Origin of the sequence: Paraburkholderia fungorum (assembly GCF_003610895.1) — a bacterium.
Taxonomy (GTDB): domain Bacteria; phylum Pseudomonadota; class Gammaproteobacteria; order Burkholderiales; family Burkholderiaceae; genus Paraburkholderia; species Paraburkholderia fungorum_B.
Window position 1 is genome coordinate 64,377 of the sequence record NZ_MCAS01000028.1, and the last position, 24,158, is coordinate 88,534.

Annotated in this window: 20 protein-coding genes; 10 read left to right on the top strand and 10 right to left on the bottom strand. The window is 62.7% G+C overall.

Annotation, left to right across the window (positions count from 1 at the left end):
* Positions 1-20: 20 nt before the first annotated feature.
* The 3 genes from BCY88_RS24555 to BCY88_RS24565 form a co-directional block, all read right to left on the bottom strand.
* Positions 21-1,265, bottom strand: coding sequence for a cation diffusion facilitator family transporter (locus tag BCY88_RS24555; RefSeq protein ID WP_120346762.1), 1,245 nt, complete (start codon positions 1,263-1,265; stop codon positions 21-23).
* Positions 1,266-1,520: 255 nt separating this feature from the next.
* Positions 1,521-1,823 carry an H-NS histone family protein gene (locus tag BCY88_RS24560; RefSeq protein WP_028197784.1) on the bottom strand — a complete coding sequence of 101 codons (303 nt, stop codon included), beginning with the start codon at positions 1,821-1,823 and terminating at the stop codon, positions 1,521-1,523.
* Between the two features lie 396 nt (positions 1,824-2,219).
* Positions 2,220-2,882, bottom strand: a complete 663-nt coding sequence (locus tag BCY88_RS24565; protein ID WP_120346763.1) for a HugZ family pyridoxamine 5'-phosphate oxidase — start codon at positions 2,880-2,882, stop codon at positions 2,220-2,222.
* A gap of 121 nt (positions 2,883-3,003) precedes the next feature.
* On the opposite strand from BCY88_RS24565, the gene BCY88_RS24570 reads away from it, so the two are divergent.
* On the top strand, positions 3,004-4,215 hold the full coding sequence (locus tag BCY88_RS24570) for an MFS transporter (protein WP_120346764.1): 1,212 nt from the start codon (positions 3,004-3,006) through the stop codon (positions 4,213-4,215).
* Positions 4,216-4,565: 350 nt separating this feature from the next.
* The gene (locus tag BCY88_RS24575) at positions 4,566-6,125 is read left to right on the top strand and encodes a collagen-like triple helix repeat-containing protein (RefSeq protein WP_473087149.1); all 1,560 of its coding nucleotides are present in this window, start codon (positions 4,566-4,568) and stop codon (positions 6,123-6,125) included.
* A gap of 85 nt (positions 6,126-6,210) precedes the next feature.
* Here the strand turns inward: BCY88_RS24575 and BCY88_RS24580 are convergent, their stop codons facing one another.
* The 3 genes from BCY88_RS24580 to BCY88_RS24590 all read right to left on the bottom strand — a co-directional run bounded on the left by BCY88_RS24580 (position 6,211) and on the right by BCY88_RS24590 (position 10,051).
* Complete coding sequence (locus tag BCY88_RS24580; protein ID WP_120346766.1) at positions 6,211-7,227, bottom strand: cupin-like domain-containing protein; 1,017 nt, start codon at positions 7,225-7,227, stop codon at positions 6,211-6,213.
* 141 nt (positions 7,228-7,368) lie between these two features.
* Complete coding sequence (locus BCY88_RS24585) at positions 7,369-8,514, bottom strand: branched-chain amino acid ABC transporter substrate-binding protein (RefSeq protein WP_120346767.1); 1,146 nt, start codon at positions 8,512-8,514, stop codon at positions 7,369-7,371.
* A 433-nt stretch (positions 8,515-8,947) separates the two neighbouring features.
* The gene (locus BCY88_RS24590) at positions 8,948-10,051 is read right to left on the bottom strand and encodes an NAD(P)H-dependent flavin oxidoreductase (RefSeq protein ID WP_120346768.1); all 1,104 of its coding nucleotides are present in this window, start codon (positions 10,049-10,051) and stop codon (positions 8,948-8,950) included.
* A gap of 267 nt (positions 10,052-10,318) precedes the next feature.
* On the opposite strand from BCY88_RS24590, the gene BCY88_RS24595 reads away from it, so the two are divergent.
* Entirely contained in the window at positions 10,319-11,017 is a 699-nt protein-coding gene (locus BCY88_RS24595; RefSeq protein ID WP_120346769.1) for a dienelactone hydrolase family protein, read from the top strand.
* A 108-nt stretch (positions 11,018-11,125) separates the two neighbouring features.
* Positions 11,126-12,646 carry an amidase gene (locus BCY88_RS24600; protein WP_120346770.1) on the top strand — a complete coding sequence of 507 codons (1,521 nt, stop codon included), beginning with the start codon at positions 11,126-11,128 and terminating at the stop codon, positions 12,644-12,646.
* A 208-nt stretch (positions 12,647-12,854) separates the two neighbouring features.
* Here the strand turns inward: BCY88_RS24600 and BCY88_RS24605 are convergent, their stop codons facing one another.
* The 3 genes from BCY88_RS24605 to BCY88_RS24615 all read right to left on the bottom strand — a co-directional run bounded on the left by BCY88_RS24605 (position 12,855) and on the right by BCY88_RS24615 (position 15,910).
* Positions 12,855-13,166, bottom strand: coding sequence for a high-potential iron-sulfur protein (locus BCY88_RS24605; RefSeq protein ID WP_120346771.1), 312 nt, complete (start codon positions 13,164-13,166; stop codon positions 12,855-12,857).
* A 201-nt stretch (positions 13,167-13,367) separates the two neighbouring features.
* Positions 13,368-14,474 carry an NAD(P)/FAD-dependent oxidoreductase gene (locus BCY88_RS24610; RefSeq protein WP_120346772.1) on the bottom strand — a complete coding sequence of 369 codons (1,107 nt, stop codon included), beginning with the start codon at positions 14,472-14,474 and terminating at the stop codon, positions 13,368-13,370.
* Positions 14,475-14,932: 458 nt separating this feature from the next.
* Complete coding sequence (locus BCY88_RS24615; RefSeq protein WP_120346773.1) at positions 14,933-15,910, bottom strand: AAA family ATPase; 978 nt, start codon at positions 15,908-15,910, stop codon at positions 14,933-14,935.
* A gap of 267 nt (positions 15,911-16,177) precedes the next feature.
* On the opposite strand from BCY88_RS24615, the gene BCY88_RS24620 reads away from it, so the two are divergent.
* Together BCY88_RS24620 and BCY88_RS24625 are read left to right on the top strand one after the other, a co-directional pair.
* Positions 16,178-16,681, top strand: a complete 504-nt coding sequence (locus BCY88_RS24620) for a hypothetical protein (RefSeq protein ID WP_120346774.1) — start codon at positions 16,178-16,180, stop codon at positions 16,679-16,681.
* Between the two features lie 94 nt (positions 16,682-16,775).
* Complete coding sequence (locus BCY88_RS24625; protein WP_120346775.1) at positions 16,776-17,573, top strand: endonuclease/exonuclease/phosphatase family protein; 798 nt, start codon at positions 16,776-16,778, stop codon at positions 17,571-17,573.
* A 14-nt stretch (positions 17,574-17,587) separates the two neighbouring features.
* Here BCY88_RS24625 and BCY88_RS24630 read toward each other — a convergent pair whose 3' ends face one another.
* The gene (locus BCY88_RS24630) at positions 17,588-18,577 is read right to left on the bottom strand and encodes an aldose 1-epimerase (RefSeq protein ID WP_120346776.1); all 990 of its coding nucleotides are present in this window, start codon (positions 18,575-18,577) and stop codon (positions 17,588-17,590) included.
* 339 nt (positions 18,578-18,916) lie between these two features.
* Between BCY88_RS24630 and BCY88_RS24635 the strand changes: the two genes are divergently transcribed.
* The 4 genes from BCY88_RS24635 to BCY88_RS24650 all read left to right on the top strand — a co-directional run bounded on the left by BCY88_RS24635 (position 18,917) and on the right by BCY88_RS24650 (position 24,156).
* The gene (locus BCY88_RS24635; RefSeq protein ID WP_120346777.1) at positions 18,917-19,969 is read left to right on the top strand and encodes a LacI family DNA-binding transcriptional regulator; all 1,053 of its coding nucleotides are present in this window, start codon (positions 18,917-18,919) and stop codon (positions 19,967-19,969) included.
* Positions 19,970-20,081: 112 nt separating this feature from the next.
* Positions 20,082-21,101 (top strand): ABC transporter substrate-binding protein, encoded by a 1,020-nt coding sequence (locus BCY88_RS24640; RefSeq protein ID WP_120346778.1) that lies wholly within the window; start codon positions 20,082-20,084, stop codon positions 21,099-21,101.
* 462 nt (positions 21,102-21,563) lie between these two features.
* Entirely contained in the window at positions 21,564-23,129 is a 1,566-nt protein-coding gene (locus BCY88_RS24645; RefSeq protein ID WP_259461501.1) for a sugar ABC transporter ATP-binding protein, read from the top strand.
* Between the two features lie 49 nt (positions 23,130-23,178).
* Complete coding sequence (locus BCY88_RS24650) at positions 23,179-24,156, top strand: ABC transporter permease (protein ID WP_120346780.1); 978 nt, start codon at positions 23,179-23,181, stop codon at positions 24,154-24,156.
* Positions 24,157-24,158 lie beyond the last annotated feature (2 nt).

Below are 24,158 nucleotides of genomic sequence, written 5' to 3' on the forward strand. Positions count from 1 at the left end.
CTCAGCTCGCGTGGCGTGCATCAGTTTGTGCTATGCGGCTCTATCGCCTTGACGCGGGCACCAACCTCGCCACTCCCTGCTTCGGTTGAAGTGCCGCCGTCGTCCGCGAATGTGTCCAACCCTTGCCGCATCGCCAGCTTGCGGGCACCCAGACTGCGTCTGAGCGCCTCCAGATCGACACCCGCGAGAGAGGGCGCTTCGCTGCGGGCCGTGCGCGAATCCGGCGCCGGCAAAACCACTTCGACATCGAGCCCCGTGCTCAGGTAATGCAAATTGATCGAAGCGGCCTTCACGCCGCCCGCGGCCAATGCCGCATCGACCGCGGCAACGATCCGCTCGCGGGTCGGCAGATTGACGGTTGGGCGCGCAACCGCGTCGTTCTCCGGGTCGACATGGATCAGCGCGTCGAGAACACGGTTGTCGGCCAGCACGCGCAAGCGCGCCGACTCGGCGATGTAATGCCCTTCCGAGACCGAAATCAGCGGGTCGACCAGAATGTGCGCATCGACAAGTGCGAAGTCCCCCATCTTGCGGGTGCGCATTTCGTGCACGTCGCGCACGCCGGGGGTTGCGAGCAATAGCGCGCGCATGTCGGCCGAGGCGGCTTCGTCTAGCGCCCGGTCGGAAAGATCCTGCAGCGCGTCCCAGCCGAACGTCCAGCCCATGCGCGCCACCATGAAGCCGACAATCGCCGCCGCGATCGGATCGAGCAGGGGCACACCCGCAAGGCTCCCGATAATGCCGATGGCGACCACCAGCGAAGAAGCGGCGTCCGAGCGGGCGTGCCATGCGTTCGCAATCAACATGGCGGAACGCACGCGCTGCGCTTCGCGCAGCATGTATCGAAACAGGCTCTCTTTGGAAATCAGCACCAGCACCGCGACTGCGAGCGCGCTTACATGGACGGCCGGAATGCTTTGCAAATCGGCAAGACGTGTCCCGGCGCGCCACAACATTCCGACCCCGACCACAATCAGCAGCGCGCCCAAAAACAGCGACGCAACCGTTTCATAACGGCTGTGTCCGTAATTGTGATCCGCGTCGGGCTTGGCGCCGCTGTGCCGATTGGCGATTAGCACGACAAAATCGGAAATCAAATCGGCCAGCGAATGGATACCATCAGCCACCAGCGCCTGAGAATGGGCAAACACTCCGATGACAATTTGCAGCGCCATCAGCACCGTATTGAGCGCAATACTGACAAAAGTGCTTTTACGCGCGACGCGATGTTTCTCGGCGGACTGAACGGCGGCGGTGGAAGACATGTTTGAATCGAAGTGAAAAGTTCAATGCCTGCATTCTACCCGGCGCATCGTGATATGCACTGGAAAGACCACAAAAAATCCTTTTAAATCAGTTGCTTATCTAAACGAAAAGCATTCGCGTTCCAGTTTCATGGAGTGCGTGCGACAAAAAATCGCAACAATTTTCTGGGCGAAAAAAAACCGCGCCCTGGACGGTACGCGGTTTTTTTCTGGCAACAGCGACGCTATAAGCGCGGCTGGTTGACCGTATTGGTATTACTTCTGGATCAAAAACTTCTCGCGATCCAGACCTGCGATCCAGCGCGGCGGCTTGCCGCGGCCCGACCACGTGCTGCCGCTATCCGGGTCACGATATTTCGGCGCAACGCCAGCACGCGGACGACCGGCTTTCGCCGCCTTGGCACCACGACCACCACCGAGTTCAGCCAGCGTAATGCCGTAATCGGCCATTTTCTGCTTGATCTCATTCAGCACTTCTGCGTATTCACGCGACTTTGCTTCTTCGATCTGCTTTTCGAGCTTCTCGCGCTGCGCGAGTAGTTCCTTGTATGACGACATAGGTTCCCTTGTGGTTTGGATAAATGACTGCCAGTCTTAAGCCGGCTTGCCCTTTGAAGGTGATCATGCCTCGGAATTTGATGGCGAGATTAACACAAAATAGAAAGACTGCAAAAGCACCGTCGAAAAATTAATCCCAATTCGTTTCAAAAAATTTCAACGGACCGCGATGTTACGCGGACCCTTTCAAATAGCTAATTTTCGCATTTTGCTGAAAAACGCGGCCGTGCGTCAGTAATGATTGAATCTACTATCAAAAAATGAAATTTAAGATAAAAAATCCGCGTGAACATTTCATGCCATGAAAGCTTTTACATGAAACATCGGAACATATTGCGACATGCGCGCCACGCTGTTATTGCGGCATGGGTGTTTTCCCGAAACAGCAATCAAGGCTTAATTAGCGTGGCGCCGGATGCAATCTTCGAGCGCCGCATGCAAGGTTTCGGTATTGCATTTCGCGTCGTCGAAGGCGAAACGGATGCGTACACCGTCCTGTTTCAGATCGGCGCCATAGCGATCGACGCCGAGCAGTTGAAGTCCTTGGGCACTGGAAGAATGAGCAGCGAAGTATTCGATCAGCGCGTTTTCTTCGGCGAAACCGAGTGGTGGCAGCGGATCAAGTTCAGTGCCGTCCAGCCAGCCCATCGCACCAAAACCGCCGATGTAGCGCAGCCGTTCGAGCCTCATCACCCAGAACGTAAAATCGCCGAGAACCAGGTACCGCTCCGCGTCCGCGTGATAACGCAGATAGCGCTGCACGACTTCGGGGGTCGAGTCGACCGGTTCGAACGTGCCGAGCAAGGTGACGCGCTGGCCGCTCAGTACGTCGTCGCCGGGCGCGTCGACCGCAAGAAAGCCGGCGCGCGGGTCGGCGTGCAGGTTGTGCGTATGCTCGGCGAGCCGGCTCACGAGGATGGTCGGGCGATGCTGAGAGTCCGGCGCGAACGGCAGCACTGAGGGATAAGGAAAACCTTCCGGCTGGCGCGCGTGGGTAGCGAGCGTACCGATTGCGGCCTTATGCAGCAGATGCAGCGGAGCGTGAGCGGGAATGTTCAAGTGCGCGGCCCTCGATAGATAAGTGTTGGATCAATCTGCTTCAAGCATAAGACAGCGCGCTTCGTTAGAATCGAAAATTCGCTTACAGGGCGCTTTCTCCCGCGCCCCCCACGAGATTTCCGTGTCCGACCACTCCTCCGAATTCGCCAGCCTCCCCGCTGCTCATCGAGCGCTCTCCGATACCGCGCGGCAGCGCGCCCGGATCGCCACCATGGCGGTGTTCTTTATCGCCGGCATGATGTACGCGTCGTGGGGGGTGCATGTGCCGACCGTACGCGACCGCTTCCATCTGAATGCAGCGATGCTCTCGTTCGCGCTGCTGGCCGTGGCCGGCGGCTCGATCGGCGCCATGGCGGCCAATGCCCCATGGATCGCGCGGGTCGGCACGCGCCGCGCCTGCCTGAGCGGCGGTCTGGTGATGACCGCGTGTGCGGCGCTGATCCTGATCGTGCCGGCCTACTGGATGCTACTGATCGTGCTGGCCGTCTTCGGCGCCGGCATGGCGACACTCGACGTCGCGATGAACGCGGAAGCCAGCGCTGTGGAGAAAGCACTCGGCAAGCCGATCATGTCGTCGCTGCACGGCATGTTCAGCCTCGGCGGGATGTTCGGCGCGGCAGTGGGCGGCGCCTTGCTGGCACGCGGCATGGCGCCGGCGGTGCATCTGGCGCTAGCTGCGGCGCTCAGCACGCTGGTACTGATCGCGGCCTGCCCTTCCGTTCTGCCACACGTGCCGCACGCCGATCATCCCGACGCCGCCACGCCGCGCGCCAACCGCTGGCGCTCGCCGGCCTTGTGGGCGCTCGGTGCGATGGCGCTGGTCGCGCTGATCGCCGAAGGCGCAATGTACGACTGGGCCACGGTCTACATGCGCGACGTCGTGCTCTCCACGCCGGCGCTCGCGAGCGCGGCCTACGCGGCGTTTTCAGGCGGTATGGCCGCGGCACGTTTCGCCGGCGACGCCGTGCGTGCCCGCTTCGGCGCCCCGCAACTGGTGATGGCGAGCGCGTCGCTTGCCTGCGCCGGGATGGTCGGCGCACTGCTGCTGCCGAATCCGGTCGCCGCGCTGATCGGCTTCACGCTGATGGGTCTCGGGCTGGCGAACATGATGCCCGTGCTGTTCGCCGCAGCAGCGAGCGTCAAGGGCATTCATCCGGCCGAAGGACTCGCGCATGTTGCCGGGCTGGCGTACTTCGGCCTGTTGCTCGGGCCGGTGATTATCGGCGCGGTGACGCAGGTCACCAGTTTGCCGATCGGGCTGTCCGTGGTGGCCGTGTGTTCCGCGCTGATCGCGCTTGCGGGTCCGAAGGTGCTGCGGCGTTTGAAGATCTGATGCAGACGCGCACTGCTGCTGCATCGGCAGACATCGCGCCATATGAAACCCACAAGCTTACGTTACGTTACACGCGGCCTGCACGTTGACGTGTTCCTCGCCACATCGGCGGGATCAACATAGTTATCATTGCACGCACCACTCAATAACTCATTGATTTTTATTGATTTATTTCGCTCGCCGATTATGCGCGCGTAAATGGCATAGGCCTTGCAGTTAGCTCCCCCAGCAGGTTCCAAATTACGGGGGAGCAGACCATGAATCGCAATTTCAAACTGTCGGCGATCGCCATGTGCGTAACGTCGATGATCTTACTGACCGGATGCGGAAGCACAACGATCAGGCCGAGTATGTCGAGCGGAGCGGGTGGTGGCGCCGGTGCTGGCGGCGGGGCTGGCGCTGGCGGCGGAGGCGGAACACCTACGCCTACGCCCACACCGACGCCTACACCAACGCCGACTCCGACGCCCACACCGACGCCGACTCCTACGCCCACACCGACGCCGACGCCGACGCCGACTCCCACACCTACTCCGACGCCAACGCCAACGCCAACGCCAACGCCAACCAGCGCCAATCCTATCGGCGTCGTCGTCCAGAACACTGGCAATGTAGTCACCGCGACCGGCCAAACCGTCTCCGCGATCGGCAACCAGATCGGCCTTACGCCGATCCCCGGCGCGAACCCGGCCACCACGACCGCGCTCGGCAATGTCGTCTCGAATCTCGGCGCCGGCGTCACAGCGGTTGGCACGGGCGCGGCGAACGGCCTCGGCCAGCTCGGCAACTCCAAGGATCCGCTCGGCACGACACTGGCGAGCAGCGGCGGCCTGGTTTATAACGCCGGCCAGGCCGTCAACAGCGCCGGCCAGCTCGTGACAAGTCTTGGCACCGGCCCCACCGCGCCGCTCAGTCCGCTGACCACGCCGCTCGGCACGGTGGTTTCGACCGTCGGCATTACAGTCAGCGGCCTTGGCACGCAACTGACCTCCCAGCTGACGAACGGCCCGATCCAGCAAGTGACGCAGACCGTCAGCACCGCGATCACGCCGATCACCACGACGCTGGCGCAAACGACGCAAACCGTCGGCGATACGACGGGTCTCGGCGCACCGCTGAACGGTCTGCTGTCGACCATCGGTCATGGCCTCGACAGCGCGGGCAGCCAGGTCAGCAACGCGACCAACAACCCGATCGGCCAGGGCCTCGGCAATGTCGTGAGCAAGCTCGGCGATACCGTCACGTCCGCCGGCGGCCTGCTGACCGCGGGCGGCTCGACGAGCGGCAATCCGCTCGGCGGCCTCACCGGCATTCTGAATCCGGGTGGCAGCAGCGGGACGACGGGTAATCCGCTGGCGCCGTTGACCAGCATTCTCACCGCGCTGCCCGGCACCTTGAGCGGCGGCCTGACCGGCGGCAGCGGCTCGAGCAGTCCGCTCGCGCCATTGACCAACATCCTCAGCACGGTGACCGGCACGCTCGGTGGCGTCGGCGGCAGCTCGGGCAGCAGTCCGCTTGCACCGCTGACCAACGTCCTCAGCACGGTGACCGGCAGCCTCGGCGGCCTCTCCGGCGGCTCGGGCAGCAGCCCGCTTGCACCGCTGACCGGGGTGGTGAACTCGCTCACCGGCGCACTGAGCGGCGCGGCCGGCGGCAGCGGCAATCCGCTCGCACCGGTGACCTCGGCGGTGTCCTCGCTGACAGGCGCGCTCGGGTCAGCCACGGGTTCCGGCAGCACGGGTGGTACGGGCGGGACAGGTGGAAGTGGCGGCACCAGCAATCCGCTGGCGCCGATCACCGGCCTGCTGAACACCGTCACCGGTGCATTGACCGGTACGGCGGGCTCGGCGGGTGGTACGACGGGCGGTGGCTTGCTCGGCGGTCTGGGCGCACTGACGCCGAAGAAGTGATGAATAACGACAGCAAATAACGGCGCGCTAAAACAAGCGTCGAAGGGGGGCGGCGAGCCGGGTCAACCGGCTCGCCGTTTTTTTGTCACAGCTGGTGATACGTCGTGTAATTCCTCGAGAAGTCGTTACGTTGCAGAAAATTGGTGAACGTCATTGTCACCGTTGCATCGACTCCTTCTACGTAGTGCCACCAGCCGATCGGCAGAAACAGCAACTCGCCGGGTTCAAGCGTGCATTCCATTACGTGCGCATTGCGCATCGACGGGAAACGTTCGTAATTGATCGCACTGCCGTCCACCTGCGAATAGCAATGCAGCATGTTCACCATATGCGGCGTATCGGACAACGGCACCAGCTTGATCTGCTTACGGCCCATCACCTGCGCCATGAAGTTATTGGTCAGATCATGGTGAAACGGTGTCTTCGTTCCAGCCGGTCCCATCCAGAAAAAACCGGTATCGGGCGATCCGCCATCGAGATATTCGCCGATAACCGGCACATCGGACCATAACGCCGCGAGTGCCGCGCGATTATGCGAGGTGTTATTGGCGGTCATGTAGAAATCGTTAGTCGGCCCGCTACGTTCGACGAGATCGACATAGTCGGCAAAGCGCATCATGCGCTTGAGTTTCGGCTGATTGATTTCATAATTCGCGTCCGCCTCGCGGCCGAACTGCACTTCGACTTCGCAATCCCCACAGCGCTCGCGAAAGTAGTCGAAACGCCACTGCGTGCGCGCCGGCCAGAAATCGAAAGCGCCGGTGATGATCACCGGCCGGTTCTGAAAGTAGTACTGCTCAAAGAATTCGTCACGCGATAAACGCTCGCGCCTTTCGATCACGCCACTCCCGGCGCGCATTCGATTGAGCGTGCCGTACACCGACAATATCCATTCACGCTTACGCAAACGATTGCGCAGGCGCGCGGCCCCCTCAAAGTAAGGACTCGCGAGCGCTGTTTCGATTTCGCGAGCGGCTTCGGCCGGGTCGAAACCATGTCCGACCAGCGCACCGTGCAAGGCAGGCGGCGGCGCGTCGAGCAGCAGATTCTCGGCAATCCAGCGGCGCCAGCCGTCATCGATCGAACGGATCACAGTGGTCACGGCATTCTCCCAAACAAAGTTCTCAAACCCGCTAGCTTCACACCTTGATCCCCAAAAGAAAAGGCACGCGAGCCATTTGGCGCGCGTGCCTTTTAACTACTTGACCAAAGACAAACCAAGCTGTCTTCGGTCATGCGGCTCTTACATCTTGACTACGTCGAGCAGCGTCTTCTTGCCTGCCTTGTAGTTGTACAGCGAGATCACGCCGTGTTGAAGGTCGCCCTTCGAGTCGAACGTGGTTTCGCCGATCACACCCTTGTAGTCGGTCGCCGGCATAGCTGCCAGGATCTTCGCCGGATCGGTCGAGTTAGCACGCTTCATAGCGTCGACGATGATGTACACAGCGTCATACGTGAACGGAGCGTAGATCTGGATCGGCTGACCGAAACGCTTCTGATACTTGGCGAGGAACGCTGCGCCGCCAGCCATCTTCTCGAGCGCCATACCGGCTTCCGAGCAGACGATGTTGTCGGTTGCGTCGCCAGCCAGGTCCGACAGCTTGTCGGTACACACGCCGTCACCAGCCAGAACCTTCGCACGCAGGCCGAGCTGCTTGGCTTGCTTGGCGAACGGGCCGCCGGTTGCATCCATACCGCCGTACATGATCGCGTCCGGGTTTTCGCCCTTGATCTTCGTCAGAATCGCGCGGAAGTCGACAGCCTTGTCGTTCGTCGCGTCATGCGACATCACGTTCAGGCCCAGCGACTTGGCGGTCTTTTCGAATTCGTTGGCGAGACCTTGACCGTAAGCGGTCGAGTCGTCGACGATCGCGACGCTCTTCACTTTCAGACCCTTGGCTGCGTAGTTAGCCAGTGCCGGACCTTGTTGCGCATCGGTCGCCACGACGCGGTACGTCGTCTTGAAGCCCTGTTGCGTGTAAGCCGGGTTCGTTGCCGACGGCGAGATCTGCACGATGCCCGCATCGCTATAGATCTTCGAAGCCGGAATCGAGGTGCCCGAGTTCAAGTGACCGACCACTGCGACGACCTTATCGTCAACCAGCTTCTGCGCGACTTGCGTTGCCGTACGCGGGTCAGCTGCGTCGTCTTGTGCGTCGAGTTGCAGCGTGATCTTCTGGCCGCCGATCGTCAGGCCCTTGGCGTTGATTTCCTCAACTGCCAGACGCGCGCCGTTTTCGTTGTCTTTACCCAGGTGAGCGATACCGCCGGTCAACGGTGCAACGTGGCCGATCTTGACGACCTCGTCCGCCACCGCGCCCGTTGCCAACGACGCAAACAACATGGCAGCAGCGCTGATCGGCAACAGCTTTTGAATCTTAGTGTTCATGTAAGTCTCCAGTTTCGGTCCCAAAAACAACGTAATCGCCCTGTGCCCCCGCTTCCCTACACGTGTCGCTCAGTCCCGTGGACGACCACGCCGGTTGCATCGTTCATGCACTTGGCCAGCACGTTCACCGGACTGTTTGTGGCAGACGGCAAACCGTACTTGCGCGCAAGTGTAGGCCAACAAATTAAATTGTGGGACTTTTTTGAGGAAGTGGGATGAACACTAATAGCGTTTATCCAACAGGCGCTGATTCCGACTTGAAGAACGGGCTGGAAAGCACCAGCCCATGCGGGTTTCCGCCAGGTGAGCTGTTCGTCTAACAATGCGCTCTAAAGCTTTTAGCGCGTGAAACCGTTAATGTTTCGAATAGGCTTTGTGCTTAAAAACGAGGCGCGCCGCCGCTCGCTGTGAGGCGCGCCTGAGCCGGCTTGAATCAACCTTTGAGCGCGCCGATCCGTGCTGCCGCAGCCTGCCACTCCTCGTCGAGTTGCCCGACCAGTTCCGCCACGCCGAGGCCTTCCCGACGCTTTCGGCCAAGCGGCGCGCCCTGGCCTGACCAAAGAGACAGATAGTCGCTGTTTTCCGCGCGGCTCGCGATTTGTCGTAGTTCCTGCGTCAAGGCGTTTTGCACCGGATAAGGCGCGACCTTATCCATCGACTCGCTCAAGCGCAGCATCAACGGATTGCGTATGCCGCGCGCATGACGGCCGGTGATCGCCCGCGTCACGGAGGTCGAGGTGTCGGACGTTGAACGCAAACGCGCTTTCCATGCCGGGGAGATCGCGCTCTCGGCGCACGTGATGAACGCACTCCCCATCATCGCCGCCTGTGCGCCCAACACCAGCGCTGCAGCGATACCGCGCCCGTCCATGATGCCACCCGCCGCAAGCACCGGCAGGCCGGTCGCATCGACGAGTTGCGGCACCAGCGCCATGGTGCCGACCAGCGCGTCTTCGAAAGCGCCGATAAACGTGCCGCGATGGCCGCCGGCTTCCGCGCCTTGCGCGACGATCGCATCAGCTCCCGCCTCGCGCCACGCCAGTCCTTCCGCGACATGTGTCGCGGTGCCTATTACATATAGGCTCGCGGCGTGCAAACGGGCGACGTCCTCTTTTGAAAGCAGCCCAAACGTGAAGCTGACCACCGGCACGCGCAATTCGATCAGCATCTCCAGCTGCGCACGGAAGTCGGGCGCATAGCGTTCGAGCGGGTTGCCTCGCGGCAAGCCGAGTTCCGCGCGGATCGGATCGATCGCTTCGAGCGCGCGGCGCACCGTCAGTTCATCAGGCGTAACGGGCGGCAGTGCAAACAGATTGACGCCGAACGGACGATCAGTCAGCGCGCGAATTGCCGCGACTTCGCTTGCGATCTTCTCCGGCGCCAGCGCCGCGCCGGCCAGAAAACCGAATGCACCCGCGTTCGATGCCGCCGCGACCATCGCCGGCGTGGTCGCACCGCCGACCATCGGCGCCTGCACAACCGGCACCCGCATGCCAAAACGCTCAGCAAATGGCGTCACAAAACTGCCTTCACTCATAGTCGATTCCTCTTTTCCCAGGACCGCGCGGCACGCGCGCGCCGATACGCTCGACTGTACCGAGGCGCGCGCGTGCGGGAAAATGAATTATCGAGAATGTTTCAATCGCCTTACGAGATCAGCGCCGCGCGTCGGACACGCTGCGGGCGGCGCCGGGCCGCGTGTGGCCTCGCTGCAAGGGGTTTCTTTTGATGGCAAACTGAGCGCCCGCTTCAAGCAGTCATTCAGCCCAACCCCCACGCAACGCACGAGCAAACGGAGTGCAACATGAGTACGACTTCCCGCTGGATCGACATTCCCGCCGGCAATGACAGTTTCGGTGGTTATCTGGCACTTCCCAAAGGCGGCAAGGGACCGGCCGTCATCATCATTCAGGAAATCTTCGGCGTGAACAGCCATATCCGTTCGGTCGCGGATCAGTACGCGCAAGACGGCTACATCGCGCTCGCACCGGACGTGTTCTGGCGCGTGCAGCCGCGCGTCGAATTGACGTATGACGGTGCGGATCGCGAGAAAGGCATCGAACTGATGCAGAAGACCAACGCCGACCAGGCCGTGGCCGACATCGGCGCCGCCGCCGCGGTGTTGCGCGCCATGCCGGAAGTGACCGGCAAGATTGCGGCAATCGGCTTCTGCTTCGGTGGCCAACTCGCGTATCTGGCGGCCGCGCAAGGTTCAGTCGACGGCGCGGTTGCGTACTACGGCGGCGGCATCCAGAACAAGCTCGATCAGGCTGCCAGGATCAAGGTGCCGATGCAATTCCACTACGGCGAACTCGACGCGCATATCCCGTTGTCGGCTGTCGGCCAGGTTCAGGAACGCTTTGCCGGCCGCACCGATGCGGAATTCAACATTTATCCGAACGCCGATCACGGCTTCAACTGTTCGGATCGCGGGTCGTATAACCAGCGCGCGGCGGCACTCGCGCATGGCCGCACGCTGACCTTCCTCGGTGAGCGGCTGTAACGCACGGCTGCAACTCCCTGCTATAACTAACTCACCGCTGTAACTGCCGGTTGTAGCCCGAGGCTGCAACCGGCAAACCCGATACTAGATAGAGAGGGCCCAGGCGTCGTGCAATCAGACTATCTCGCCCATGACGCCATCGGCCTCGCCGAACTGGTTCGAAACCGCGAAGCCAGCGCGCGCGAATTGCTGGACATCGCGATCTCGCGTACGGAGTCCGTCAATCCCGCGATCAATGCGATTGTTCTGAAGGACTACGACGCCGCACGTCAGCGTGCCTCGCGTGACGATGCCAGCAGAGCGAATCCCACGAGCCATACGAACGCCGAAAGCGCGCAGGCAGCGCTCGCGGGCGTGCCCTTTCTGATCAAGGATCTGGGCGCGGCGGTCGCCGGCTTGCGCATGGCGATGGGCAGCCGTCACTATCGTCACTTCATTCCCACCGAGGACGCACCGGTCGTCGCGCTCGCCAAGGCGGCCGGCCTCAATATCTTCGCCAAGACCAGCACCTCCGAACTCGGTCAGATGCCCTATACAGAGCCCGAGTTGTTCGGCGCGTGCCGCAATCCGTGGAGTCTCGACCACACACCGGGCGGTTCGAGCGGCGGTGCGGCCGCGGCGGTTGCCGCGGGCATTGTGCCGCTTGCGCATGCATCGGACGGCGGCGGTTCGATCCGCATTCCCGCGTCATGTTGCGGACTCTTCGGCCTCAAACCTTCCCGCGGACGTGTGCCGCGCGCGACACCCACCGCCGCGGCCGGTGAGCTCGGTGTCGATCTCGCGGTATCGCGCAGCGTGCGTGACAGCGCGCTGCTGCTCGATCTGCTGGCGGGCAACGCGGATAGACCGCTCGGCGCGCCGGGTACTTTCCTGGGCGCAAGCCGCGAGCCATGCAAACCGCTGAACATTGCCTATGTCACCGATTCGATGCTGGCACCCTCGCTTTCCGTCGACTCGCGCACCGCGCTCGAAGACGCCGCGCAACTCGCCAGTTCGCTAGGCCACAACATCGAACCGGTTTCGCTCGGGATCGATTTCGCGGCGGTCCGCCATGCATTCCTGATGCTCTGGTCGGTGACGGCGGAAGAAATGGTGCTCAACGCCAATCGCGTCACCGGCCGCAAGCCACTGCGCGACGAATTCGAAATTTCGACATGGGCCATGGCGCATGTCGGCCGCAAACTCGGCGAGCAGGGCCTGCCCAGCGCGCTGGAAGAACAGCGCCGCATCACTGAACGCCTCACCGATCTGCTGAACCGCTACGACGTGCTCCTGTGTGCGACGCTCGCGGGCGCGCCGATCAAGATCGGCGAAATGCACCCCACCTCCGCGGAGCGCATGCAGATGCGCGCCGTCACGGCGATGCCGCTCGAACCTCTGATGAAGAAGCTGCTGACCGAAGCGTCGAACAAGGCGTTCGCGTGGGCGGGATGCACCGAGTTGTTCAATCTGAGCGGGCAACCGGCGATGTCGGTACCGCTCCACTGGAACGCGCGTGGACTGCCTATCGGCGTGCAATTCGCCACGCGCAACGGCGGTGAAGCGACGCTGTTGCGATTGGCCGCGCAACTCGAAGCGGCGCGGCCATGGTTCGACAAGCGGCCGCCGCTGATGCAGGCCCGCAGCTAAACGAAGAGGCACCTCGCGTATCGACGCAGGCGGCCCGCCTCAGTTGCTTCACTGCCAAAGGCGGCGCCAGGGGCGGCAAATAGCTGGATAACAAAAAGGCGTCTGTCGCGCAGAGCGGCAGACGCCTCGATGATCGGACCGCAGTCCGGCGCTGTGATGTTGCAGCGCACTCGCCGCGCCACAGAGCGTGCGCGCGGGCGAAACGAAATCAGGCCTTCTTGTTATAGGCGCTGCACCAACCCTTGCTCGCAACCTGCTTGCCCGCGAACATCGGGCAGCCGGCATAAGCGTCGGTCGGCTTGCCTTGATAGAAGCTGCAGTTGCCGCAGTCCTGGCCCGCTGCATATTTAGCGAACTTGGCCTTGTCGACTTTGCTCGCGTCGGCTTTGTAGCCGAGCGCCTGAGCGGTCGGATCGGTTTCGGCGACCTTCGGCGCGTCGGCGAAAGCCTGGCGCGACAGCGCGAAAGTCGATGCCACACCAATGCTGGTGATCAAAAACGTACGACGGGAAGATTTCATGGGGGACTCACTCCATTTATATTGAACTGATCGCCGTTCTAGTGACAGCGGTCCCCAAGGATAGCAACGAAGCCCTCGCGCGTGATGGCTCAAATGATAGAGATAAGCGAATTGGTACGACGCCGCACCCGGCAATCGAGTGCGGTGCGCCGGTTGATCGTGCGGGCGTGAGAATCTGAGTGAAAACCCGTGGTGCGACGATTAGGCGCGCCCACTCAATTCGCAGACCCGCTGTGCGATCGCCAGCGAGGCCGTCAATCCCGGCGATTCGATACCGAACAGATTGACGAGCCCGCGCACGCCATGCGCGGCCGGACCTTGAATCACGAAATCGGCAGCGGGCTCGCCTGGGCCGGAAAGCTTCGGACGAATCCCCGCATAAGCGGGCTGCAGGGCATTGTCGGGAAGCGCGGGCCAGTACGCGCGAATCGCCGCGTAAAAGGAATCCGCGCGATGCGGATCGACGTCGTAATTGATCGCATCGACCCATTCGACGTCGGGACCGAAACGCGCCTGGCCGCCAAGATCGATCGTCAGATGCACGCCTAGACCGGCTTCGTTCGGCATCGGATAGATCAGCCTGCTGAACGGCGCCCGCCCCGAGATGCTGAAGTAGTTGCCGCGCGCAAGGTAGAGCGGCGGCACATGGCGCGCATCGAGGCCGCGAATCCTGCGTGCAAGTGCATTCGCCTGCAGACCGGCGCTGTTGATCACGCAGGCGGCGCTGATGGTGGTCGGCGCGCTGCCGCCCACCTTGATGATGAAGCGGCCGTTGCTCGCCTCGATCGCCTCGACCGGCGCATGGAACGCGCACACCGCGCCGTCGCGCTCGGCGTCGCCCTGAATCGCCAGCATCAACTGGTGACTGTCGACGATACCCGTCTGCGGCGAGAACACGGCCTCGACACATTCGAGCGCGGGTTCGAGCGCTTGCGCCTGATCGCCGTTGATCCGCATCAGGTCGAGCACGCCGTTTTCGCGCCCCTTCGCCATGATGCTTTCGAGCTGGGGAACCTGATTGCGCGAAGTGGCCACCAGCAGTTTGCCGCAGCGCGAATGCGGCACGTTGTGCTCGGCGCAGTAGTCATAGAGCATCTCGCGGCCACGCACGCAGAGCGCCGCTTTCAGCGAACCGCGTGGATAGTAGATCCCCGCATGAATTACTTCACTATTGCGCGAGCTGGTGCCCACGCCGATCGCTTCAGCCGCCTCCAGCACAATCACTTCGCGCCCGCGGGCCGCGAGGGCGCGCGCCACGGCCAGACCAATCACGCCTGCGCCGATCACTACACATTCAATTTGATCCATGTCCTTTGACGCGGCCAACCTCGCCGCGCACTGCCTCGTTCACCCGATAACCATGAAGACAGGGTGCGGCTATCGAGGACCGCACACCGCTCGCTGTCGAACTCACCTGGCCTTACGCAACCACCTTGAAAAATTGTACGACGCTGCACAGACACAAATGCCCGCAGTCGGAACTGCGGGCATTGGGTATCAAGCAGGTCTAAAACGCATGCTTCGGACACGTTGAGTGTACGCCGCCGACGGCCACCGCGCTCGATTCTTCATGCGGGGCGGATGGCGCGGCGGCTCGGACGGCACACAATGGCGCGCGGTGGCATGCGATCCCACCACGTAACTCGCACCTCGCAACTCGCAACAATTGCCGAAGCATTCATCTTATTTTCGGCATAGATACCCGATTTGCGCCCCCAACAAAACCGTCTGGAGGCGGTTTTCACACAAAAACAGCCCAAAAAACCTCAAAAACCAATCGGTTTCCGGCGATTTCCGTAGTCCAACCGGATATCGCCCGCTTCGATGCAATCGCGTCCGCCGATGCGCGCCGCGCCGAAGCCATTCAGAATTGCACGCCGCATTTCACGGGGCGATGCCAGCTTCAGCGCATCAAGCGCCGCGTCGCCGAGTATTTCGGGAAAACGCAGACCCCAGTTATGCGCCGAACGAATCTCGTCGTAGATCGATTGGGCAATACGGCGCGCGCCGTCGTGGTCCGGTGGCGGAATTTCATAGACGTTCATCCGGTTCAGAATCGGCTCCGGGATCGAGCGCTCGTCGTTCGCCGTCGCGATCCAGATCACGTGACCGGCATTGATCGGAATTTCGGCGAATTCGTCGATGAAAGTCTGCGCCGTATCGTGCTCGAGCAGTGCGTACAGCGCGCCGAGCGGATCGTATTGCGAATCGCCGGTCGCCTTGTCGATCTCGTCGACCGCGATCACGGGGTTCGCGTAACTGCCGTTCACGAGCGCATCGAACACCTTGCCCGGCTTGGCGTTCTTCCACTGCGACGACGCACCCGACAGAATCCACCCCGCGGTCAGCGAACTCATTGCCACATATTGGTAAGCGGTGCCGAGCAGGCGCGCCAACTGCTTGGCAAAGTGTGTCTTGCCGATGCCCGGGTCGCCCAGCAGCAGGATCGGCATCAGTTCGAGCCGGTCTTCGGTCTCGAGACACAAGGCGACCTGCTTGCGGACGTCGTCGAGCGGCGCTGAAAAATTGGGCAGCGCATCGATCAGATCGTCGATCGAGGGCATCCGGTTCGGCTTGACGCAGAAGCGCAGATTGCCGGTTTTCAGCATCTTTTCGTAAGTGGCGCGCAGTGCCTCGTTTGCGCCCTCACCGAGATCGTTCAGCGCATGTTCGACCTGATCGAGGTCGTACACCCGGCTAAAAGATGCTACGGCGATTTCCTGTTTGACCATGGCTGTTGTCATCGCTCACCCCGTCTGGCTGGCCTTGCTGCTGCGGCGCCTGTCCGGCGCCGTTCAAGTCCAGTGTAACGAGGACACATTCGTGTGCAAGCCAGCAGTCGTGCGGCTCTGCTGCTAACAATGGCTTGTTTTCGGCGACCTCCCGCCCCACCTGAAATACTGTATTGCTGAACCCGGCCCTGTTTGAAATGTCAGAAAAGCGTTCCGCCTATCAGGCGTAAGATGGCCCTCTGACTACGCTGCCGGACGCAGTGCCCGGAGAATTTTTTTATGTGGAAAACCAGTATCGCCGCCGTGCTTGGCGCCACGCTGTTCGGCACCTCGCTGCTTGCGAACGCACAAGGCACGACCCAGCAGGTCGTGCAATGGCAGTTGCAGGTCATGCGCGACGGCCAGCAGATCGACTCCTTCGACGGCACCACCACCGTCGGCCAGGCGCGCACGGACACGCACCACAAGGTGGTGCAGCATAACGTCGGCTGTAAAGACCAGCCGGGCGGCAGCATCGACCTGGCCCGTACGCTGACGGTCTCGCCTCTGCGCGCGGATGCGAGCGCGGTCACGCTGTCGATCGACGCCCAGGAAACCTTCGAGGAAGATGCGGCGCGGCAAACCGATACCGGTTGCAAGCTGCCGCCGCAACCGCGTCAGGTGAGCGCCAGCCATCCCGGTCTGACCGTGCCCGCCGGCCAGTGGACCAGCTGGACAATCGTCGACAAGGACCCGAACCTGGTCTATCGCGTGCGTGCGAGTCTGGCGAACAACCCGGGCTAAAGCAAACCCGCCGCAAACCAGCGCAGGCCGGAGCAAACCCGAGCGAACTCAAGCGAATAACTGAAGCCCCAACAGAACACGTGGACAACGCGGCATGCGAAACCCAGAAGAATTGATCCGCGAGAGCGTAGCGCCCAAGGATTTCATGGCGGTGAGCTGGAATCTGCATAAAGGCCGTACGCCGCTCGGTTTTCAGGCGTGGCAGGCAATGCAGCGCTGGGTTCAGTCGACCCATGCGGACGCGTATTTTTTGCAGGAAGCGATGGCGCGGCGCATGCCCTCGCCGATTCTGGCGAGCAGTTTCGGCTCGCCGCTTGCCGACCCGGCGAGCGATGTCTGGCATTGCCAGGCCACGGAGATCGCACGTGCGGCCGAGCTGGAAATCGCGCTCGGGCCGAACGTGTTCAAACCGTCGTGGCGGCATGGCAATGCGATTCTGTCGCCACATCCACTCGATCTCGGCGGGCGCTGGGATATCTCCGCGCATCGTTTCGAGCGGCGCGGACTGCTGGTCGCGCGGGCAACCTTCGGCGGTCATTCGGTCACGCTGCTGTGCGCGCATCTCGCGCTCACGCGCTCGGCACGCTTGCGGCAGATGAACTGGATCGCGCACTGGATCGCGAAAGAAGCGCCGGAAGGTCCGCTGGTGCTGGCCGGCGACTTCAACGACTGGCGCAACGACTCCGTGCCGCTCTTCGCCGAACACGGCCTGCAGGAAGTGGCCACGCTGCTCGGCGAATCCGGCCGCACGTTCCCGGCCTTCTCGCCGGCACTCGCGCTCGACAAAATGTTCGTGCGCGGCATGAAGCCGATCGAATGGATCCAGCCGACGCAGGAAACCGCATGGCTGTCGGATCACTTGCCTTATATGGCGAGGTTGCGGGTGGAGTGAACTAACTCCCTGAGCTAGTCCCTGCGGGGTGTCCAGTTCAGCATTGCGACGATCTCCTCGCCCGGCTGCAGCACGCAGCCGCCCACCTGCTCGCGCATACCGACCGCGTTGAAGCAATCGGTGGTGTTGGTCACCGGCTCCACGCACAGTTGCGCATCGTTGGCAGGCGCGAATACCACCAGATGATCAAAGGGCGCGTCGGCGGTCATCGTCAATTGACGGCGTTCGTCGGGCCACGCAATGGTCGCTTCGCGCGACCAGTTGGCGAAGTTGTTGTCGAGCGCGAATGCATCGGGCGACATGCCGTGGCGCAGCGCTTCGACCGCGGGGTGCGCACCGAGATGCGTGGGCAGCACGTCCGCGTCGGCATGCCACATGCCTTGCACATTGGCATAGACGCGGGTCTGCGCGGTGCGCGGATAGTACGGATGATGGCCCATGCCGAATGGCATCGGCCGGTCGGCCAGATTCTGCGCGGACATCGCGATACGCAGCGCGCCGCCGATCAACTCGAAGCGTTGCCGCGCGCGATACCGGAACGGCCAGTCACCGGGCTGCTGCGAATCCGGTTCGTGTTCGAAGAGCAATTCCACCGAGCGCTCCGTGCGCGTGCCCACCTGCCAGGGACGCCGCCACGCGTTGCCGTGCAGCGCGTGCGCAAAACGCAAATCATTGCCGCTCAGATCGACTGTGCTGCCGTCGAACTGAAAGCGCGCGTCGCGAATCCGGTTGCAGTAGGGGAAAAGCGGAAAGCTCGCCATGCGCAGCGGATCGCGTTCGTCGAATGCCGCTTGCGTGGCGGGCCGCAGCCAATGCAGCGGGCCTTCGGGCGTCGACTCGTAGTAAGCCGCCAGCGCGCCGCCGATGTCAGGCGCGACCACCACTTGCATGGCGCCTGCCGTCAGCGTGACGAGCGTCGGCGCGATCGCCGGATCGGTGAGCCACGTGAGCTCGCTGAGTTCATTGCCCAAAGGCTGGACCGGATTCAAGGAAACGTCGCGCATAGTCAGAAAAGGCCGGGCCTCAGGCGGATGGCGGCATGAACGCCCATCAATGTCTCCTATGACGTGCCGCGCACAGCGCGCGGCCGGCGAACCGCCAAGGTCCGCGCGACCGAGAATCGCACGCCAAAGCGCACTGGTCAATATTATTAGTAATAAATTTATCGAATCCGACTGACTCATGCACCGCCAGAGGCTCCCAAATGGCGGGTTAGCGTGCGTTGCTGCCCGCATATTATTAGTGGTACCGTCAGCACCACGGATGCCGCCGGCATACCCCTGCTTTTGCGCCGCTGCAATGCGGCCCGCACAATGAAAAAATCGACTCAACGCCGTCCGACCATGACCGACATCGCCAAGCTCACCGGCGTGTCGCAATCCACGGTCTCGCTGGTCCTGAACAACGCGACCGGCGCGAAATTCTCCGAGACCACCCGCAACAAGGTGCTGAAGACCGCGCACGACCTGGGCTACCGGCTTTCGCTGCGCGAGCCGGTATCGGCGTCGAACGATGAGCGCAACCTGATCGTCTATCTGGCCGACGAGATTTCCACCAGCCCACATCCGGTCGTCAACGTCGATGGCGCGCGCGATGCGGCCTACGCCAGCGGCAAGATGCTCGCGGTCTACTCGACGCATGGAAATGCCGACATCGAAAAGCAGGTGCTCGACGCAACGCTGTCGAACCCGCACGTATTCGGCGTGATCTACGCAACCGTCTACACCCGCAAGGTCACCTTGCCGCCGGCGCTCTCGCAGGTGCCCACCGTGCTGCTGAACTGCTACACGAGCGAAAGCGGGCTTTCATCGGTGGTGCCCGCCGAGGTCGCGGGCGGCCATCTGGCGACCGACTTTCTGCTGCAGGCGGGGCATCGGCGGATCGGCTATATCAACGGCGAGCCGTGGCAGGACGCCTCGAAAGACCGCCTCAAGGGCTATCGCACCGCGCTCGCCACAGCCGACCTGCCGTTCGCGCCGGAACTGGTGCGCGACGGCGACTGGAGCTCGGGCGTCGGCTTCGAAATGACACTCTCCCTGATGCGCGAGCCGCACCCGCCAACCGCGATTTTCTGCGCCAACGACCTGACCGCGCTGGGCGCGATCGAGGCGCTCAAGCAACTCGGCCTGCGCGTGCCTGAAGACATTTCCGTGCTCGGCTACGACGACCAGGAAATTGCCCGTCACACGCATCCGCCGCTCTCGACGGTGGTGCTGCCGAACTATGAGCTGGGACGCTGGGCTGTCGAAACCTTGCTGCAGGAAGAACACAACCGCGCAGCCGGCGCGCCGGTGCGGCATCGGCTCGTGAAACTCGACGGACCGCTCATCGAACGCGGCTCGGTCAGGGTAATTACTGAGGCAGAAAAGCCAGTAATTAATAATATTAGTGATTGACCGATAATAATTCTCGATGAAATAATCGGCACGTACGGTCAGGGTGAAGCAGCCCGGCCGACAGGAGAAACACTAAAAAGCAAATACATCTCATCGGTACTGGAGGAAGACAATGGCGTCGCTCAACACGCAGTCGCGCAAACACGCGCGCAAGCAGCAGATTCGTCCGCTGGCAGGTTCACTGCTGGCTCTGGCAATCGGGTTCGGCGTCGCCACGGCGCACGCCGACGACGCGTTGCCGAAGTTGCCCAACAAGACCCCGCTGAAGGTCGGCTTCGCGCAGACCGAAAGCAACAATCCGTGGCGTCTCGCGGAAACCAAGAGCTTCAAGGACATCGCGGCGAAGTGTGGCTGGCAGCTGGTCATGACCGACGCCAACAGTTCGAACTCGAAGCAGGTATCGGATATCCAGAACATGATCGCGCAGCACGTCGATCTGCTGGTGTTCCCCCCGCGCGAAGAAAAGCCGCTTGCGCCGGTTGTGCTGCAAGCTAAAAAGGCTGGCATTCCGGTGATCCTGGTCGACCGCGACGTCGATCAGTCGGTGGCCAAGGCGGGCCGCGACTACATCACTTTCATCGGCTCGGACTTCATCGACCAGGGTCATCGGGCGGCTGACTGGCTCGTCAAGGCGACGGGCGGCAAGGCAAAGATCATCGAACTCGAAGGCACCACGGGTGCGTCCGCTGCGAACGACCGCAAGAAGGGTTTCGACGAAATCATCGCGAAGAACCCGGGCATGACGATCATCGCCTCGCAAAGCGGCGATTTCGCGCGCGACAAGGGCCGTCAGGTGATGGAAACGCTGTTGCAGGCGCACCCGGAAGTGACCGCCGTCTACGCGCATAACGACGAAATGGCGCTCGGCGCGATCGCCGCGATCAAGGCGGCCGGCAAGCAGCCGGGCAAGGACATCCAGATCGTCACGATCGACGGCACCAAGGGCGGCATGGACGCGATCGCGGCCGGCGAACTCGGCGCAAGCGTGCAATCGAGCCCGTTCTTCGGCCCGCTCGCCTGCGACGTCGCCCAGCGCTATGCGAAGGGCGAAAAGATCCCGACATGGGTCAAGGTGTCGGACCGCTTCTACGACAAGAGCAACGTACAGCAGAACATGCAGTACGGCTATTGACCGACGGACCGGCAACCACCGTCGTACGCGCGGCTTTGCAGTTTGAGGGCAATGGCACAACGGCGTGGCCAGGCGCTCCATGCCGCGCGGAAAGCCTCTTCAGGGCAGTGCCCGCAGGACGTCCCCGCCCCGAATCAGTCTCCTCGGGGGGTGGGTGACGAGAAGGGTTCGGAGCGACGCGTCCGTGGCGACACGGGCCGTCGCTTCGCTTTTCATGAGCCGTCGCGTCACTTTCATGCGGCGTAATATGGTTCGGCGACAGCCCTCGGCATGGCGCCGGAACGAATGGCCACAGCGGCTCGTACATGCAACTCATGCGGCGACTCATGCGACACACCAGGCTGAACCTCAGCCGGCCCATGAAGCAGCACGCGAAGCAGCACACGTATCAGGAGGACACCCGTGACGGAATCCGGCAAAGAGACGCCACACGCTCCCCTTACCCGCACACCGTTACTGGAGATGCAGGACATCGGCATCAGCTTCGGCGGCGTGCCCGCGTTGCGCAGCGCCAATCTGAGCGTGGCCGCCGGCGAAGTGCATGCGCTGATCGGCCAGAACGGCGCCGGTAAATCGACCATGATCAAGATCCTGACCGGCGCGTATCGGCGCGGCTCGGGCAGCGTGCGCTTCGAAGGCCGCGACGTCGATTTCCGCACCCCAAAACAGGCGCGCGAAGCCGGCATCAGCACGATCTATCAGGAGATCAACCTGGTGCCGTTCCGCTCGGTGGCGGAGAACATTTTCCTCGGCCGCGAGCCGCGCCGCTTCGGTCTGATCGACTGGCGCGCGGTGCAGACGCGCGCCGCCGCGCTGCTCGAATCGTTCGGCTTGCAGATCGATGTGAAGAAGCCGGTCGGCCGCTATTCGACCGCGATCCAGCAGATGGTCGCTCTGGCGCGCGCCGTGTCGTCGGACGCGAAGATGGTCATCATGGACGAGTCCACCTCCTCGCTCGACGAACGCGAAGTGGAACTGCTCTTCACCGTGGTGCGCAAACTGCGCGACGACGGCCGCGCGGTGATCTTCGTGTCGCATCGGCTCGACGAACTGTATGCCTTGTGCGACCGCGTGACCGTGATGCGCGACGGCCAGACGGTCGCGCAGAGCACGATGGCGGAGATGGACAAGCTGCAACTCGTCACGACGATGCTCGGCCGCACGCTTGCCGCCGTCGTGCAGGAAGACGCCGCCGCCCGCGAAGCGAACCTCGCGCGGCGCGGTAAAGAGGCCATCGCCGTGACGCAGCTGGGCGCGCATCCGAAAGTGAGCGACGTATCGCTGCAGGTGCATGCGGGCGAAGCAGTCGGGCTTGCGGGCCTGCTGGGCTCGGGCCGGACCGAAACCATGCGCCTGATGTTCGGCGCGGATCCGCTCGAACGAGGCTCGCTGTCGATCGGCGGCGAAACGGTGGCGTTGAAGTCGCCGCAGGACGCGATCGCACGCGGCCTCGCTTACCTCACCGAGGATCGTAAGGCCGAAGGCATCGTCCCCGAACTCTCGGTGCGCGACAACCTCACACTGGTCTGCCTGCGCACGCTGGCCAGGAACGGCGTGGTGGATGTGAAGAAGCAGCAGGCGATCGTCGAGCGTTTCATTGCGTCGCTCGGCATCAAGCTACGCTCGGCCGATCAACCGATTCGCGAGTTGTCCGGCGGCAATCAGCAGAAGGTCCTGCTCGCCCGCTGGCTTGCCGCAGAACCTTCGCTCCTGCTGCTCGACGAGCCGACGCGCGGCATCGACGTCGGCGCGAAAGCCGACGTGGCAAAGATCGTGCGCGAGCTGCGCGATGCGGGTCTCGCGGTACTGCTGTCCGCGTCCGAACTCGAGGAGCTGACCGCCGTGGCCGACCGCGCGGTGGTCATCCGCGACGGCCGCACCGTCGCCGAACTGAATGGCGCCGACATGAGCGAGACCGCGATCATGGACGCCATCGCCTACGGCAGTGACGGCCCTTCGCAACTGGCCGAAGCCGCGCAATCCGCACACATCGAAGACGCGTTGGAGGGCGACCGTCATGGCGCTTAAGTTGCACACCGAGTCGTTGCGCCCCCAGGCTACTCAAGCCACACAGCCCATGCCGGCCGCCGCCGCGCCGCGCGCCACGGCAGCCTCGACCGTGAAGAAATGGCGGCATCTCGCCATGCAACGCGAAGTGATCGTGCTGCTCGCGATGGTGCTCTTCAACCTGATCTTCACCCCGCACTTCTGGTCGCTGCAAACCTTCAACGTCAACATGACACAGGTGGTGACGATCGTGATCGTCGGCATCGGCATGACGCTGGTCGTGGCGACGGGCGGCATCGACCTGTCGGTGGGCGCCTCGATGGCGATCTCGGGCGCGCTCGCGCCGATGCTGTTCCTGAACATCGCGGGGCCGGGCGGCATTGCGCTTGCGTTCGTGCTGCCGGTGCTGGCGGCGGCCGCGTGCGGCGTCTTCAACGGCTGGCTGGTGACGAGGCTGTCCGTCCAGCCGATTGTCGCGACGCTGGTGCTGTTCATCGCCGGGCGGGGCATCGCCCAGGTCGTCACCGACGGCAGCCTGCAGGCGTTCAACACGCCCGCGTTCCAGTGGATCGCCTTGGGCAAGGTCGCCGGCGTGCCGTTTCAGGTGCTGCTGATGCTCGCGCTGGTGGTGCTGTTCGCGTGGATCGTGCGCAAGACGCTGTTCGGCCAGTATCTGCTGATCACCGGCGGCAACGAAAAAGCCGCCTATCTGTGCGGCGTGCCGACGGCCACCGTGAAACTGATCGCCTACACGCTGTGCGCCGCGCTCGCGGGGCTGGCAGGGCTGATCTCGATCTCGGTGAATTCGTCGTCGGATGCGAACGTGGTGGGGCTCGGCGTCGAACTCGACGCGATCGCCGCAGTGGCGGTCGGCGGCACGGCGTTGACGGGCGGCAAGGCGTATATCGGCGGCACGCTGATCGGCGCGCTGATCATCCAGTTGCTGCGCTATACGCTGCTCGCGCACGGCATTCCCGACGCGGCGGCGCTGGTGGTGAAGGCCGGCATCATCGTCGCGGCAGTTTATGTGCAGCGGCGCTCGCGGTAGCG